The 16,055-nt window shown below is 40.3% G+C and carries 17 protein-coding genes; 14 read left to right on the top strand and 3 right to left on the bottom strand.

Translation table 11 applies throughout. The annotated features are described in order from the left end of the window. The first annotated feature begins 12 nt into the window (after positions 1–12). The 4 genes from HM131_RS14415 to HM131_RS14400 all read left to right on the top strand — a co-directional run bounded on the left by HM131_RS14415 (position 13) and on the right by HM131_RS14400 (position 3,572). Positions 13–660, top strand: a complete 648-nt coding sequence (locus HM131_RS14415) for a bifunctional 4-hydroxy-2-oxoglutarate aldolase/2-dehydro-3-deoxy-phosphogluconate aldolase (RefSeq protein WP_085030429.1) — start codon at positions 13–15, stop codon at positions 658–660. A 43-nt stretch (positions 661–703) separates the two neighbouring features. After that, entirely contained in the window at positions 704–1,729 is a 1,026-nt protein-coding gene (dctP, locus tag HM131_RS14410; protein WP_085030428.1) for a TRAP transporter substrate-binding protein, read from the top strand. 77 nt (positions 1,730–1,806) lie between these two features. After that, positions 1,807–2,286 carry a TRAP transporter small permease gene (locus tag HM131_RS14405; protein ID WP_232324796.1) on the top strand — a complete coding sequence of 160 codons (480 nt, stop codon included), beginning with the start codon at positions 1,807–1,809 and terminating at the stop codon, positions 2,284–2,286. Further along, positions 2,283–3,572, top strand: a complete 1,290-nt coding sequence (locus HM131_RS14400; RefSeq protein WP_085030427.1) for a TRAP transporter large permease — start codon at positions 2,283–2,285, stop codon at positions 3,570–3,572. Before HM131_RS14405 ends, HM131_RS14400 begins: the two co-directional genes overlap by 4 nt. A gap of 69 nt (positions 3,573–3,641) precedes the next feature. Here the strand turns inward: HM131_RS14400 and HM131_RS14395 are convergent, their stop codons facing one another. After that, complete coding sequence (locus HM131_RS14395; protein WP_085030426.1) at positions 3,642–4,514, bottom strand: STAS domain-containing protein; 873 nt, start codon at positions 4,512–4,514, stop codon at positions 3,642–3,644. A gap of 338 nt (positions 4,515–4,852) precedes the next feature. Here HM131_RS14395 and HM131_RS14390 point away from each other — a divergent pair, with 338 nt between their 5' ends. Next, positions 4,853–5,389: a DinB family protein gene (locus HM131_RS14390; protein WP_085030425.1), complete on the top strand. Its 537-nt coding sequence runs from the start codon at positions 4,853–4,855 to the stop codon at positions 5,387–5,389. A gap of 375 nt (positions 5,390–5,764) precedes the next feature. Here the strand turns inward: HM131_RS14390 and HM131_RS14385 are convergent, their stop codons facing one another. After that, a complete protein-coding gene (locus HM131_RS14385) occupies positions 5,765–6,100 on the bottom strand; it encodes a winged helix-turn-helix transcriptional regulator (protein ID WP_085030424.1) in 336 nt (111 codons plus the stop codon). Between the two features lie 118 nt (positions 6,101–6,218). Between HM131_RS14385 and HM131_RS14380 the strand changes: the two genes are divergently transcribed. Then, entirely contained in the window at positions 6,219–6,710 is a 492-nt protein-coding gene (locus HM131_RS14380) for a lactoylglutathione lyase family protein (RefSeq protein WP_085032018.1), read from the top strand. 51 nt (positions 6,711–6,761) lie between these two features. On the opposite strand, the gene HM131_RS14375 is transcribed toward HM131_RS14380, so the two are convergent. Beyond that, on the bottom strand, positions 6,762–7,469 hold the full coding sequence (locus HM131_RS14375; RefSeq protein WP_085030423.1) for an alpha/beta hydrolase: 708 nt from the start codon (positions 7,467–7,469) through the stop codon (positions 6,762–6,764). A gap of 759 nt (positions 7,470–8,228) precedes the next feature. Here HM131_RS14375 and HM131_RS14370 point away from each other — a divergent pair. The 8 genes from HM131_RS14370 to HM131_RS14335 all read left to right on the top strand — a co-directional run bounded on the left by HM131_RS14370 (position 8,229) and on the right by HM131_RS14335 (position 16,041). Then, positions 8,229–8,531 (top strand): hypothetical protein, encoded by a 303-nt coding sequence (locus HM131_RS14370; RefSeq protein WP_085030422.1) that lies wholly within the window; start codon positions 8,229–8,231, stop codon positions 8,529–8,531. Between the two features lie 334 nt (positions 8,532–8,865). Continuing rightward, on the top strand, positions 8,866–9,567 hold the full coding sequence (locus HM131_RS14365) for a class I SAM-dependent methyltransferase (RefSeq protein ID WP_085030421.1): 702 nt from the start codon (positions 8,866–8,868) through the stop codon (positions 9,565–9,567). A gap of 11 nt (positions 9,568–9,578) precedes the next feature. Beyond that, on the top strand, positions 9,579–10,166 hold the full coding sequence (locus tag HM131_RS14360) for a kinase (RefSeq protein ID WP_085030420.1): 588 nt from the start codon (positions 9,579–9,581) through the stop codon (positions 10,164–10,166). A gap of 496 nt (positions 10,167–10,662) precedes the next feature. Continuing rightward, entirely contained in the window at positions 10,663–11,871 is a 1,209-nt protein-coding gene (locus HM131_RS14355; protein WP_085030419.1) for a hypothetical protein, read from the top strand. 92 nt (positions 11,872–11,963) lie between these two features. Continuing rightward, entirely contained in the window at positions 11,964–12,908 is a 945-nt protein-coding gene (locus HM131_RS14350; RefSeq protein WP_085030418.1) for an NAD-dependent epimerase/dehydratase family protein, read from the top strand. Next, a complete protein-coding gene (locus tag HM131_RS14345) occupies positions 12,896–13,822 on the top strand; it encodes a lysylphosphatidylglycerol synthase transmembrane domain-containing protein (RefSeq protein ID WP_085030417.1) in 927 nt (308 codons plus the stop codon). The genes HM131_RS14350 and HM131_RS14345 overlap by 13 nt, the downstream gene beginning before the upstream one ends. 1 nt (position 13,823) lies before the next feature. Further along, the gene (locus HM131_RS14340; RefSeq protein ID WP_085030416.1) at positions 13,824–15,323 is read left to right on the top strand and encodes an alkaline phosphatase family protein; all 1,500 of its coding nucleotides are present in this window, start codon (positions 13,824–13,826) and stop codon (positions 15,321–15,323) included. Further along, entirely contained in the window at positions 15,283–16,041 is a 759-nt protein-coding gene (locus HM131_RS14335) for a glycosyltransferase family 2 protein (RefSeq protein ID WP_085030415.1), read from the top strand. The genes HM131_RS14340 and HM131_RS14335 overlap by 41 nt, the downstream gene beginning before the upstream one ends. Positions 16,042–16,055: the final 14 nt, after the last annotated feature.

Below are 16,055 nucleotides of genomic sequence, written 5' to 3'. Positions count from 1 at the left end.
GGAGACAGTTGAATGAGCACATTAGAGAAGATTAAACAAGCGAAAATCATTCCGGTTATTCGCAAAACGAATGAAGATAATATTTTGCCAATATGTGAAGCTTTAGTTCGTGGAGGCATCCAGGCTGTTGAAATAACAGCCGAGACTCCAAATGCTTCTAACTTGATCAAACTTGTGAATCAGAAACTTGGTGACAGGCTAATCCTCGGTGCCGGCACGGTTCTCGATCCAGAAACAGCCAGGCAAATGATTTCAGCAGGTGCTGAATTTATCGTATCCCCAACGTTAAAAGTTGAAACCATCCAGTTGTCAGCCCGTTATGGAATTCCTTGTATTCCGGGTGCTTTTACACCGACAGAAATGGTGACAGCTTACGAGGCAGGTGCCTCTATGGTGAAAGTATTTCCAGCAAACACTCTGGGACCAGATTACATCAAGAATATCCATGGCCCGCTCCCACATATTTCATTGATGGCAACAGGTGGGATCACATTCAATAATATGATGGACTACTTTAACCATGGAGCAGAAGTGGTCGGAATCGGAAGCCAACTTGTTAATGTTAAAGAATTGAAGACGGACACGGATTTTCATCATTTAGAGCAACGAGCTAAGGATTTCACGAAAAAAATCTCTTTAATACCAGCTTCGATTGGATAAATTGGAAGCGGATTCAATTAAATTTTTAAAGGAGGAACTTGTTTTGAAAAAGACAATCGCTTTATTCGTAGTTGGAATGATGAGCCTCGTCCTTGCAGCATGTGGAGGAAATGGAGAAGAAGCAAACGGTCAGTCCGGTGATGGAGGGAAGATTAAAATCGTTGCTGCGCATAACCAAACGTCACCTGAAAACCCTTACCAGATTGGGATGGAAGAATTCAAAAAAGCTGCTGAGAGTTCTGATGCAAACATTGAAGTTGAAGTGCATGCAGGAACCCTTGGAACGAGTGAGTCGGAACTTGTTGAGAAGCTGAAGCTTGGTGGGGCAGACGTGGTGCTTGTATCACCTGGTTTCATGTCCAAAACTGGAATTAAGGAAATTGATTTATTTGCGCTACCATACGTTTTTGACAGCTATGATCACTGGGAAAAAGTCGTTGACGGTGAGATTGGTAATCAAATGGCCGATATCATTAACAAAAAATCTAACAATGACTTCAAATTGTTAGGATACTGGACAGCAGGTGTGCGCCATTATTATGGTAAGAAGCCTTTAAATTCTCTTGAAGACATTGAAGGATTGAAGTATCGTACTCAGACATCTGGAGCGGTAGCTAACTATTGGGAAGAAACAGGAGCTGTACCAACATCTGTAGCCTGGGGCGAACTGTATCAAGCTCTTCAACAAGGGGTAGTTGACGCAGCTGAAAATGCTTATCCTTACTTTGTCCAGCAAAACCACCACAAGACTGAAAACGGAAAATACATCACTGAAACTGGCCATGATTACACGACTCGTTTCCTTTTGATTAATGGTAAAAAATTCGACTCTTATACTGAAGAGCAGAAGCAAGCAGTCATGGATGCAGCAAAAGCGGCTGTGAAGAAGGAACGCGAAGCGCTTTACACTCAAGAAGAAGAGTACAAGCAAAAAGCGATTGACGAAGGAGCAGAAGTCAATCAAATTGACCGTCAGCCGTTCATCGACCTAGCAAAACCAATCCAGGATAAAACAGCTGAAGAAGTCGGTGTAACAGATATGCTAGAGAAGATCAGAGAAATGAAATAATCAGAAGGTATGGCGAGGACACGCCCTAAACCGTGTGTCCTTCCCTTTCATCTTCTTGAAGAGGAGGTTGTACGAGCATGTTGATTAAACTACTCGAAAAAATACAATTGACGATCGGTGTTCTATTTCTTTTGACTTTCTTTATAACGATTGTCATACAAGTTGTTACTAGATTCATGGGGGTATCTGCTGTTTGGACAGAGGAAGTGGCTACCTATTCGTTTATTTGGTCTGTGTTTATGGGAGCATCTGTCATGCTGAATAGAAGAGAACACTTTCAATTCGACTTCCTTTTGAAGAAGCTGAAAGGAAAGGGTAAAGACAGTCTCTATTTGATTAATGATATTATTCTACTCGTATTTAGTTTTGCAATCTTTTACTTTGGCATAGAAGCCGTTCAGAGTTTCTGGAACTACAATTGGGTTTCCCTGCCGCAATTGAAAATGGGATATGTTTGGATATCTGTTCCTATCATGGGGGGCACAATGGTAATTTATACGTTGGCTCACATTTATAGAAACGTCCGAAATTTCAATACGAAGGAGGTTGCAGAATGATTGGTCCTATTCTAGTCGGTTTATTTATACTACTAATGCTCATTGGCATTCCGATTGCTTTTGTCATCGGTATAGTAGCTATGATTGGAATTATTAATGTGCCATACATTCCGGAAGTCACGGTCCCGGTTAAAATGCTAAATGGATTGGACTCCTTCGTTCTATTAGCCGTCCCGCTTTTCATCCTTGCTGCAAACTTAATGAACAGTGGACAGATTTCACAAAAGCTGATCGACTTTTCGTTGTCTATTGTTGGACATATTCGAGGTGGACTGGCGCACGCAAACATCCTTGTTTCGATGTTGTTTGCCGGTGTATCAGGCGCATCTCAAGCGGATACAGCAGGGGTAGGGAAAATTTTAATACCGAATATGAAAAAACAGGGATATGATACGGGAACAGCGGTTGGCATCACAGCAGCTTCATCTACCATTGGCGTTATTATCCCGCCAAGTATACCTATGATCATCTATGCAGGGCTGACGAACGTATCGGTTGGAGCGTTATTCTTAGTTGGAATTATCCCTGGAGTTCTCGTTGGATTAAGTATGATGGCCATCGTTTATTATCTTGCTTTAAAAAAAGGCTACCCAACCTATCAGAAAGCGTCTTTGAAAAACTTCTTTAAGCAATTCTTAGATGCCATTCCAGCTTTAATGACACCTGTCATCTTAATCGGTGGTATCATTACAGGGATTTTTACAGCCACAGAAGCAGCAGCCTTTGCATCGCTTTATACGGTCATTGTCGGAATGTTCTACTATAAAACATTGAAAGTGAAAGACTTTCCTAAGATTTTCGTAGATACATTGACGCTTAGCTCTTTATCTCTCTTTGCACTAGCTGCGGCTAACGCTCTTGGTGAATTGATGAGTTATTACCAGCTTTCAGCATGGGCTGAGCAATTTTTCGCAAACAATATCGACAGCAAATGGATCTTCTTACTGATTATCATTGCATTCTTCCTGTTTGTAGGGACATTCATGGATGCGATTCCGGCTATGATTCTATTCATTCCAGTGATTTTACCGGTGGCACTAAGCTTTGATATCAGTCCAATACTATTGGGAATCGTTACAATCATGACACTTGCTGTCGGTCTGGTTACACCACCATATGGTCTGTGTTTATTACTTGCCGCTAAAATAGGAAAGCTTCCTATTGAGCGATCATTTAAATCGGTTGTTCCTTATATTACAGTAGTCGTTGTTGTATTACTGGTCGTGGCCTTTATTCCAGGAGTCGCGTTCTATATTCCGGAGATGATAAATCCAAACTTGTTTTAGTTAGTAAAGAAGCTGAAAGTCTTATCTTTCAGCTTCTTCTATTATTTGGAGTGGTTCTATTAGAAAGAATTAAAATCTGATAAAAGCTGGATCCTGTACAAAACCAATTGATTCCAAGGCCATTTGCAAGCTTCTGAACGTAGCGATGGCTTTGAAGTTAATACCTAGAGATATCACAGTTTGAGTGAGTTCGGCACGCATTCCTGTCAAGATAGGCTGTACACCAAGCAATTTCAACGCGTTAAATATGGAATTTAAATTATGTGCTACCATCGTATCAATGATGGCTATACCAGAAAGGTCAATAATTAAATGGCTTAACTGCAGCCGTTTACTTTCCTCTAATGTTTTCTCAAGGATGTATTGAGATCGCTCTTCATTCATTTCGCCGATGATAGGAAGAACAGCGATGCCGTTTGTAATTGGAACAATAGGCATAAGCAGTTCTTGGATATTGGCATAGGCTTTAGTCATTTCATTCTTATGCTCATCCAAATAGACGCGGCTGTAACTATAAATGCACCGGTCTATGAGAGGATCAATGATGGAGATTGCGTCAATAACTTCATCAATGGTAATCGAAGACTGATCAGCTTCCTGCTTAATTGTTTTTAGAATGGCTTTCCTGAAAAAACGCAGTCCATCCAGGGATTCTTCAAGAGGGATATTTTCCAATACAGCGATTTCTCCCGCTTTTTTACTCCATTCTGTAATAAGGTCAAAATAGAGCTTTTCATCACCATATACAGCTTCTCCCAAATATTTAACGATGGTACTGCCAAACTCTTGTGCTTCTTGCTCAGTGAGAGAGAGATACTTTCTGGATTTTATCTTTTTAACAAGGTCCGGATCTTCTTCCATTCTCAAATCCAAAGCGAGTGTAGTAATCTCGAATCGATTGTTAACAATTTTTTCACCTATCAACTCTGCCTGTTTCCCCATGTGGCTTCCTCCTGTGTAATGTACCCATATTCCCTTATCAAGATGGTGATTCTCTAATTACAACGAGCATTTAATGAATCTATTATATTGATAAAACGTATTCATTAGTAGATGGTTTTATATGCGTATTAATAACCTTCTGACAAGGTTGATTTCCTATACTATAAAACCATAGTCTCTATTCTTTTTCAATAGAATGCTCGTTGAAATTACAGGAAATGTCATCCTTATTCCTGAAAACAAAAGTTATTGAGTGTTTTAGAAAATGTAGTTGTGAAATAATGGAAATTGTGAAATGCTAGGTTATGGAAAATTTTAAAATAAGGGGGAGGATGTCTATGCCATTTACTGATCATGAAAAGTTTATCATCCAGTCAAAAGAGGGGTACACACCGAATATAGGCCGTGTACTTTCGATGATGGAATATACAAGAATGACAACGATCGAAGCGGTCCAGGCGCTAACGATTTCTCAGCTGGATTATCGTGTGAATGGGCAAGGGAATTCTATCGGGTGCCTTTTGCACCATATGGCCTGTGTCGAGGAAGTCTATCAAATCATCACGTTTGAAGGTCGAGACCCAAATGAAGAAGAGTTACATAAAATTGAACTTGGTCTAACGCTCGGTGAAAAAGCCCATGAGGTCATGCATGGCAGAGAGCTTGATTTTTATCTAAATCAGCTTCAGCAGGTACGTGAAGAAATGCAAAGACGTTTTAAAGAAAAAGATGATGCGTGGTTGGATGAGATTTCTCCATTTGGCCCCAATCATAAAGCCAATAATTACTTCCGCTGGTTCCATGTGTTTGAGGATGAGCTGAATCACCGCGGACAAATTCGTTTGATCCGTAACCACCAACAGAGGAGCTGCTAGTTTCCCCCGACTGTTGCTCAAACACGGAGACAACATAGATGACATCATTTTCTAACGAATCCTGTTTTTAATTCTACTATTTTTTTAGAAATGATCTCTTTATTTTCAAGAGAAAGAAATATACGAGGCGTCTGACTCGGTTGGAAGAAGTAGATTTGTGGATGACAGAAACAGATATGAAATGGAACTAGTAATGATAGTGAGTGGAAGGGAAATGGCACCCATTGGAGCATTTCTTAGAGATTCACCACTAATTATTTTGCCCAATTGATAGGTAACCAGTTTTAATTTTTAGCTTGGTCAAATCGCCTTTTGAGAGTGTACATAGAAAAGCCGTGTTTGGTTTTGTAATCCATCACGGCTTTTTTCTATGATTTATACATTTTCCTGATGGTCGGATCCCCACTCATGCATCAATTCAAGTATTGGCATTAACGTCTCTCCTTTAGCCGTCATCGAATATTCAACTTTTGGCGGGATCGTCTCATACTGTTTTCGGCTTACAAGTCCATCTTCTTCTAGTTCTTTTAGCTGCTGGGTCAGCACTTTATGGGTAACACCGGGAAGCAGTCTTCTGATTTCGTTATATCTTAGTGTCCCATCTATACCTAAGTGCCACAAAATTACCGTCTTCCATTTTCCTCCGATTTTTTTCAATGTATATTCAATTGAGCACTTCAGTTTACCATGTTCATCTGTAGGTGTACTCATGATTAATCCGTCCTTTCTTACCTCTAAGATAGTTTCTCACAAAAAAGTGCATTCTTACATGGAGAGCACTTCATCTTTATAATGAAGTCAAATCCTATCTAGGAGGAATAAAACGATGATACCATATCCAAGAGCTTTTTCTCATATTGGACTATCTGTCCCTGATTTAGACGCAGCAGTGAAATTTTACACGGAGGTATTCGGTTGGTATACAATAATGGAGCCATCCGAAGTGGAGAACGATGATACGCCAGTCGGACAAATGTGCCGGGACGTATTTGGGGATGACTGGGAAACTTTCCGCATTGCTCACTTAGCGACAGGAGATAAAATCGGAATTGAACTGTTTGAATTTCCACATAATGAACAACCTGAAAATAACTTTGAATACTGGAAAACAGGAATCTTCCACTTCTGTATTCAAGACCCCGATATCGAGGGGATGGTTGAGAAGGTTAAACAACATGGTGGAAAACAGCGCATGCCGATTCGAGAATACTATCCGGGTGAGAAACCATATAAGATGGTGTATGTTGAAGATCCTTTCGGAAATATCTTTGAAATTTACACGCATAGTTATGAGTTTACGTACTCCCAAGGGGCTTATTAAAAAAAGAAACCGGCGCTTACCCTTAAAGGATAAGTGCCGGTTTCTTAGAATTCAGCTGCTAAGTGTTTGATCCACTTCTAAAAACTCACAAACAAGATGCAGCAAGTCTGACTGCTCGGGACCGTGGCAGACCATATGCTTGGATTGAGGCAGAAAGTGGAGGGTTTTTTCAGTGGATTGGATTGAATCATAAATGAACTGGGCACTCTTTGGGGGAAGCAGCCCGTCTTCTGCTCCTTGAATGATGAGTGCAGGAACTTTCACTTGATGAAAGAAAGGACGTAAATCATTTACAAGCTTCTGGAATTCAAGCGAAGCACTCATAGGAGCGGCTCCCATGCGTCTAATATATCGCTGGAACAAATCATTTTCCTTTAAATCTCCTTGTAATCCTTCTTTTGCCATTTTCAAGATATCTTTTGCCAATTGTGCCGGGTCTAAATAGTGAGCGGAGGTGCTTAATAAAATCAGTTTGTCTACGGTGTATTTGGTAGAAAGATAAGCTGCAATGACTCCCCCCATAGAGTATCCGATGAGGTAGACTTTGTCGCATTCTGAAATCAATCCTTTTAAATCATCTTCTGCTTTGTCCACCCATTCCCTGTACTCTTTTTCTTCCAGTGATTCACCTTCGTCATGTCCAGGGAGAATAGGAACCTTCAGTTTCCATTCGGTGCTTTCCTTTAATTTATGATAGAGGGGTTCCAGCTCATAAGGTGCTCCTCCAAATCCGTGTATGAACAAACAGCCAATCGTCATATAACCACTCCCTTTAATCTCATCCTTTTTATATTACCCGCCCCGGCTCTTTTTAATATTAAAATACTCATAGAATCAGCCTTATGGTAAAAATGCCTTGATCTTCTCAGAAGACTCCTTCAATGAAGGATTGACGTCTTATTTAAAGGAGTTTTTCTTAACCTCTTTCTTTTAAATGAAACGGAATGTGAGCTACAGACGGATGGAGTAAAGAATGTGAGTGGAAGGAAGAGAATAAAGCAGAAAAAAACACATTACTTGTCTATGGGTTTAGGTAACTTAAGTTATCTCCTCGTTGGATTGCGCCCATAAGATCCCTTACTATTTTTCATGATAGATTGGGGATGCCCTTGGTTTTCTCCCGGTTGTTAAATATCAGGATTTCTTGGAAGAAAATTTGGGGTATAGGGAAAAAAGAAATTGAATTTAGAAAGAAATCAGCATTCTAAAAAGAGAGTGATTCTATAAAAGGAGGTTTCTTAATGAACGCTCTTATAACTTTTGTAGGAGATGTTGTGTCTTCTATTTGCAACATTGATCGCTCTAAAAGAAGAGCAAAAGGACATTTATTAGGAATGTGCTGTCTTGATTGAAAATCGTTTAACAAGAATTTATTATAATTTTTACGATAATTTCACTTTGTGAGGGAATATACAGGTATGATCAAGAGTAAGATGGGTAAGGCCTTCCACCTGACCCGTGTTACAGGTCTGATGAAATGATAAAATAGAAAAAAGATATTAAAGGAGTGCTCATTCATTGTATCTGAGTGATGTAAAGAACCTTAAGTTTTATAGCCAGCTATCTTTGAAGCAAGTAGAAGACCGGCTTTTGATTACGGCTGATTTTCCAAAGGAATTTTTGATAGAGAATCAAATGAAAGATCCTTTTCTGTATGTCACGTTATACGTACGTGGAGGAGCAAGAATCAAAATCATTGATGAAGGCACAGCGAAGCTTTATATTCCTAGTCCCAAAGATATTGACCCAGAGACCTATAAATACATTATTGAATTTGCAAAAGACCATGCTCCTCAGTTTAAGAATCGAACAAGGAGATAATAACTAACAGACGCTTTCCTATAAGAGAGCGTCTTTTTTTGTTTTTTTGTAATGTCTCTGTAACATTCTTAATAATTAAAAATCTATCTAGTGGAGAGCTTCTTCTGAGAGCGACAAAGCTTCAATTCTCCTATATTTTATCCAGATGGTTCCCAGGTGCCTTCATTAGCTGTCCTCTACTCTTAAAATGCCTATGAACTAGATGAAAACCCTAATCCACGAAGCAACAAAAGGTCCTTAAACCAGTGAAAGTCATAGGGATTTAACGGTCCTGTAATCCCGTGCAAAGAGAGTTAAAGTATAATAAAGACAATCACAGAAGGGGGAATTCTTAATGAGAGAAACCATTCATAATTATAACCAATTAATGATTATGTTAGATGAATTTTTGCGAGAACCGACTCGTTTTTGGGATGAATTTTATTCGGACCGGGACAAGCCTGGTCCATTTTTTGAAAATGCTCCGGATGAGAATTTGGTAGCGTACTTAGATGAAGGACTGATCTCAAAAGGAAAAGTGCTTGAGCTGGGCTGTGGACCTGGTAGAAATGCTGTCTATTTGGCTGAGAAAGGGTGGGAAGTAGACGCCGTAGACTTGTCGGAAACGTCATTGGAGTGGGCTAAAGAGCGAGCACAAGAAAAAAAGCTTAATGTGAAATTCATAAAAGAAAATATTTTTGACTTAGATGTAGAAAAGGGAACCTATGATTTAGTTTATGATTCTGGCTGTTTTCACCATATCGCTCCACATCGAAGAATGTGCTACATAAATTTAATAAGAAAAGCCTTGAAGCCCGAGCGGTGGTTTGCCATCACGTGTTTTGTTAAAGGAGGAAGATTCGGAGGTGCAGAAATGACAGATTGGGAAGTGTACAGGGAAAAAAGCTTGAAAGGTGGTTTGGGCTTTACGGAAGAAACGCTCAAGAAGATCTTTCACCAATTTCAACCTATTCAGATTAGAAAAATGAAGGAAACTGCAGCCTCAGAACCTGTCTTTGGTATTCCAGAACTGTTGACGGCCTTATTTCGTTATTAAAGGAGTATCTCATGAATTTATTGAATCTAGCAGAAATAATGAGCAAGGAATCGAAACAAGATCGTTTAATCCTGGGAATAGACGGATTGAGCAGATCAGGGAAATCGACATTTAGCCAACGATTGGCGAAGACATTTGAAGCAGGCGACAAAAATGTACAGCTCCTCTCGATCGATGACTATATTGTAGAACGAGAAAAGCGATATGACACGCAGTACAAGGATTGGGAGGAGTACTATTTTCTGCAGTGGAATATAGTTGAATTAAGAGATTCACTTTTTCATCAATTAAAAGAGGAAGATGAATTAATCCTTGCTCGCTATGATTCGCAAACTGACCGTCATAGAAAAGAACTCGTGGATATGACCAAATTTGACATAGTAATTGTTGAAGGAGTTTTTCTTCAAAGAGAGGAGTGGAAACCTGTATTTGACTGGGTAATCTATCTTCATTGTCCGAGAAAGAAAAGGTGGATGAGAGAAAGTAAAGCAACGAGAAGGAAGATCGACAAATTTCAAAACAGGTATTGGAAAGCGGAGGACTATTACTTACAAAAAGTAAGACCTTTAGAAGAAGCAGACTGGATTATCAATACTTAATTACTCTTTTTGGGCAAAAAAAACAGGCAGTTTCCTACCCTTCATCAATTCTTCTTATATTCCAAAAGCGGTGTTTAAAGCTATTGGAATTAATTTGATCAGCCATCCGTTCCGCATCAAGTCTTCCTTGAAATATTTTGTCTTCCTGACTGCTTGTATTCTTAAGCGTTTCCGTCCGTCCATCTCTGATTCTTATGAGTTTGTAAATAGAACTCACCTCACTTTTTAACCTATTGAATCTGTAATAAAATTATCTCATGATAATTTTTGAAAAGATACCACGAATGACGCCTTTTCGTAACAAAAATACCTACAGAGTCCGACAATATTCACAAATTTGGTTTTTAAAAATGACTGGATCTATATCCAAACACAAACGGAATCATTGTCATTGGTATAAATATCTGGTTGACATTGAGAATCATTCTCTTTATAATTATTTTTGCAATTGATATTCATTTTCAATTATTACTTACATAAACACAGGAGGATTACGATGTTCTTGAAAAATAAGCTGGTATTATTATTGATTGTTATCGGACTAGTTTTATCTGCATGTGGACAGGATGAAAACACTTCTAGTGAGGATACAGAGAAGGATAAAGCTTCTCAAGAAGAAAAAGAGCAGGCTTCCAATGAAGGTGCAGAAGAAAACGATGAGAGTGAAGAAGCGAATGATCAAGAATCAGACTCTGAATTTGTACAGGCTTACAACGAAGGAAAGGCCGAGCTAGCTAAAGCTGGTGAGGGAGAAGAAGTTGACTACGATAAAGTGATTGATCTTTATAACAATTCGTTGAAAACATTGGTAGCCAACCGTGACGGAAACATTGATCAACAAATATCTACTGCTCTTGAAGCAGGTAAAAGTGGAGAAATGGATGGTCAAATCGTTAAACAGATCTTTGACAAGCTTACACAGAAAGTATTCTATCTGACAATTAAACATGAATTCCAGGAAATCAGTGAAAGCTGGGGAGACAAAGAGCTGGCGAAGGAAGAAATCGCTGAAGCGAAAGAATTTTATACCGTATTGAAAGAAACGGTTGAAAAGCGTGATGCTGCGTATGACACAAACATGGTAGATCAGATCGAGGGTGGTTTCAACGAAATCGAAAAAGCCGTCGAAAATGATGATAAACTTGGGTTTGAATTAGGAAAGCAAGTCGTCGACAAGACGATGATGAAAACCTTCTATCTTGCAGCCGGGGCCATGCCGCATGGGTATGCATCCAAAGCAGCTAAGGAAGCTAAAGAAGATCCTGAACACGCAAAAGTTGAGCAAGCAGAAGGCTGGGCATTCTACCAATCCGTTTCCGATTATATCTCTGAATATGCCCCTGATGAAGCAGCTGTCATTGAAGAGAATTTCAATCTTGAAACGGACGTCAAAGAACTTGACCCAGAGGCTGTGAACAATGCGTTTGTCCGTGGTCTTGCGAAAGTAGCCCTTCACGAATATGAAGAAAGTGAAGAAGACTGGGGAGAAGACAAATCCGTAATCACGGGTCTTGAAGGTGCTTTGTTCATTGATATGATTGCAAGCGATATTAAGCGTGTACAAGGAGAAGAAGCTTATAATACCTTGAATGAGCAAGCTCAAGGCTATTTAGAGGCTGTTAAAGCAGATGAGAAGCAGCAAGCAATGGATGTTCTTGAGAAAATCGAGGAAACATTGAACACTGTCATTGAAGAAGCTAAGTAAGCACGCAAGAAATAGGTTATGATAGATGTAAGAAACCTTGTTTTTCGAAACAAGGTTTTTTACTTTGATTTTGGACAATTGAGGTGGCAAGATTGCGTATTTTAGTTACAGGAGGAGCGGGGTTTATAGGATCTCATGTCTGCTCCAGACTTATTAATGAAAATCATGAGGTCACCATTGTGGATAATTTTGACCCTTATTACGATCCTGATCGAAAAAGGCGCCAATTGGATCAAGTGAAAAGAGCAGGGGACTTTCATTTTTATAAAGTGGATTTAACCGATAAAGAAGCCTGTCAGAAGATTTTTAAAGATCAGTCCTATGATGCCGTTATTCATCTCGCTGCTCTGCCTGGAGTGGCTTATTCAGTAAAAGAACCTTTAGCCTATGTCCATTATGATATTGAAATGACGATCAACGTACTGAAAAGTGCAGGGGAGGCCGGAGTTCCTCATGTTATTTTTTCATCTTCGTCGTCTGTATATGGAAATCAAGAAGGTCGTCCGTTGACCGAAGATATGGCTGATGGGAAAGTCGTTTCCCCTTATGCTGCCTCTAAGTTCGGGGCAGAATCCTTTTGCCATTCCTTTCAGCACATCTATGGTTTTCGATTGTCCATTCTTCGCTTTTTTACTGTCTATGGTCCCTGGGGAAGACCGGACATGGCAATTCCCAAATTTGCGGACTTGCTTTCCAATCGTTTGCCGATAGAAGTATTTGGGAGTGGAACAGCGCGTGATTATACGTATATTGATGATATCGTCGATGGTGTCTACGCCGTCTTAGGTCAAAACCACTTAAATGAGACGTTTAATATTGGATATGGAGAGCCTGTCACAATGGAACGACTGCTCAAGAATTTTGAAAAATTTTATCCGGACATGGAAATGGTACAAAAGCCGTGGCGGACGGGGGATGTCGTTCAAACCTGGTCAGATATTTCAAAAGCGAAAACGCTACTTGGCTATAAACCTACTGTTTCCATAGAAGAAGGAATTGAACGTACAGTGCGTTGGATGAATTCATGCACCAAATGAAGCGTTATGTACAATGGGGAGGCAGAGTAATTGTCGGGGTTTGTTTCATATGGTTAACATCCATCGCTTTTGACCTTTCGTATATTCTTAGTGAAATGAAAGTTCTGTTTCATAACGGATGGATCCTTCTAGCGATGACCATTGCTTATCTATCCGCCTTCCTTCTGAGAGCGAAAGCTTGGCAGATGTATGTAGATGAGCGAATGCCTTTCAAGCGTTTTGTCGATGGATTGTTCTATAGCTTATTTCTTAATCATCTGCTTCCGATAAAAGCCGGAGATCTAATTCGGACAGGGTACTTAGCAAGCTCAAATCAAGTCAGTTGGAAATCAGCTCTTGAGTCCGTAATTATCATGAGGATTCTCGATTTATTGATTCTTGGATTCATCGCTTTGGCAGGTGTCTTTTATTTAGGCATGTCGATCTCTTATTTATTCATGGTTGGGTTGATCGTAGGTGGAGCTGCGTTACTGGGCCTTATCCTATTAAAAGAAAAGTGGAGAAAGGTGATTTTTTCACAAGCAAAGCAAGCAGGATCGATTATTTTTTCGGTAAAAGGGATAGTGCTCGTTCTGCTGATTGTAGTAAGCTGGATTCTGGAAGCTGTCATCGTATTTGCGGTTTCCACTCAGTTTGAAACAACGCTTACGTTTCTGAAGTCAATCTGGGTGAACAGTTTTACGATTGCTGGTCAAGTGTTCCATTTTTCCCCAGGTGGGATTGGCACCTATGAAAGCTTCATGAGCTTTGGATTAAGGGCCTTTCAGGTCCCGATCAAGGAAGCGTACACCATTGCCATCCTGACCCACGGATATAAATTCATTTTTTCATTTGTTATCGGTTTTTATTTGATTCTCTCTGCTCCTATTTCATGGAATACCATAAAGCTCTGGATGAAAAGAAAGGAAGATTAGTATGAAACAGGCCTCCACATTCGAGGTGATTGCCGCACGAGGCTGGAATTTATTAAATGAAGGCAAGCCGTTCACACCGATTTTTGTCATCGGGACGATGCTTCTTTTTTATATGAAAGAATGGGGAGACCCTTCCTTCTGGCAGGCAGCTGGATTCAGCTTTTTGTTTGTTGTGCCTTCACTTGCTCTATATTACCACTACGATTTTCCTCTCTTGCTGAGGAATTATCTTTGGATTCCTTTCGTCGGTTATTTGATCGTGTATGGAGAAGTGAACCTGGCACTCTTAGGATTCGCGCTAGGACTTTATTACTTTTTCACGGTCTTTTTTTGGGGAACCTTCTATTATCATTTAAGAATTGGTACGTCTTGGCTGAACTTTACGCGGTTCTGGAAACTTGTTTTAAAAAATAGTGATTCGACAAGCGGCAATGCTCAGGAGCAGATGCCGAAATTCTTGCTGATTCTATCCGTTTGGGAGTTGTTCTTCGTTCAGACTACTGAGGGCCGTTCAGTAGATATCGTTGGGTATGCCTTGTTCCTTGTTGGGGTGTGGGCTTTATCCTGGGTGCTTCATCGTTATTTATTCGATTGGAAACCGGAGGTGAAACAAACCTACACAGAGCCTGTAAAAGACCATGAGCAACCCAATGATAAAGTAATTATGATTGTCATTGATGGAATGAGAAAAGAACGTTTCCAGGAAGCGAACACTCCATTTTTGGATAAACTACGCAAAAGCGGAACAGAGTACGCCCAGATGGAAACAGTCTATCCTGCGCGGACAGTTGTTTGTTTTTCATCGATGATGACGGGGACGTACCCGAAAGAACATGGCATCAAATCAAACATGGTGTGGAAGCTTGGGATTAAGGTGGAATCTATATTTGACTCCTTAAGAAAAGTTGGAAAGAAAGGGCGGCTGCTTGGAGTTGCTCATCTGATTGATGCTATGGGAGATGATGTCGATTCTTATACCGCTGTCATGGATAATGATTCCGTGGATAAGGGGATTTTGGAAAATGCGAAGCAGATCATGGAAAAAGAGAACCTGGACTTTTTCAATATCCAGTTGATCTCTACCGATCAAACCGGACATAGCCGTGGGGTCCTCTATGATGAATACATTCAAAAAATCGAAGAGGCGGACCGTTTAATTGAAGAGTTTGTATCCTGGATGGAAACGAAGGGATACATGGATAATACCACCTTGCTTATTTGTGCTGACCATGGACAGGCGGATGGAATCGGTGGGCACGGTCATTTGGACGAAGGAGAACGTTACGTTCCATTCTTTATGTGCGGACCAACCATTGAGGAAGGAAAAGTGGTAGATGACAAGCACAGTTTAATCTCTGTTGCACCAACAGTGGCTCACTTACTCGGTGTTCCTTTACCGAATCACAGCCGCGGAACTATACTGACAGATGCAATGAAAACGACAAGAAAGGAATCTCAGCATGAAGCAGAAAGTCATCGTATTTTTACCAGCACACAATGAAGAAGAATCGATCGCAGAAGTGATTCAAAAAATACCTCGCAACTTCCATCCATTGATCAAGGTGGAGGTGCTTGTCATCAATGATGGCTCAACAGATAAAACGGTAGAGATAGCCAGAGAGGCTGGTGCCGATCACATATTTTCACATACCGAAAATAAAGGGTTAGGGGCTTCTGTACGAGAAGCTTTGAAGCAGTCATATCAATTAGGAGCTGATATCGGTGTCATGATTGATGCGGATAATGAGTATCCGGCCTGGGAAATACCCGAATTGATTCAGCCAATCCTTGAGGGAGATTACGACTATACGATGGGGTCAAGATTTTTAGGGACCATTCAAGGGATGAGATTGCATCGCCGATTAGGGAACTACTTCTTTACCTTTTTACAATCGGTGCTGCTTGGAAAATGGATTTACGACGGTCAATCGGGGATGCGTGCCTTCTCAAGACAGGCGATGGAGCATGCTGAAATTATCCATGACTACAACTATGCACAAGTCCTTACCCTGAACCTTGTGAGAAAAGGGTTTCGGGTTAAAGAAGTGCCTATTACGTACCAGGTTCGATCAAAAGGACAGTCATTCATCAAGTTCCGAGCCTATATGACTTCGGTGCTTCCGGCAATTGTCAAAGAAATGTCACGTCCTTTGAAAAAAGTTGAGATTAAGCGCCGTCCTTTAGAACTAAAGGGTTCGGCTCAATCAAAGGCGGAATGAATACGCTTTTTCTT

Source organism: Halobacillus mangrovi (assembly GCF_002097535.1).
In the GTDB taxonomy this organism is placed as follows: Bacteria; Bacillota; Bacilli; order Bacillales; family Halobacillaceae; genus Halobacillus; species Halobacillus mangrovi_A.
Note: the sequence above shows the minus strand (reverse complement) of the source record. Positions and strands in the feature narration are given on the sequence as shown.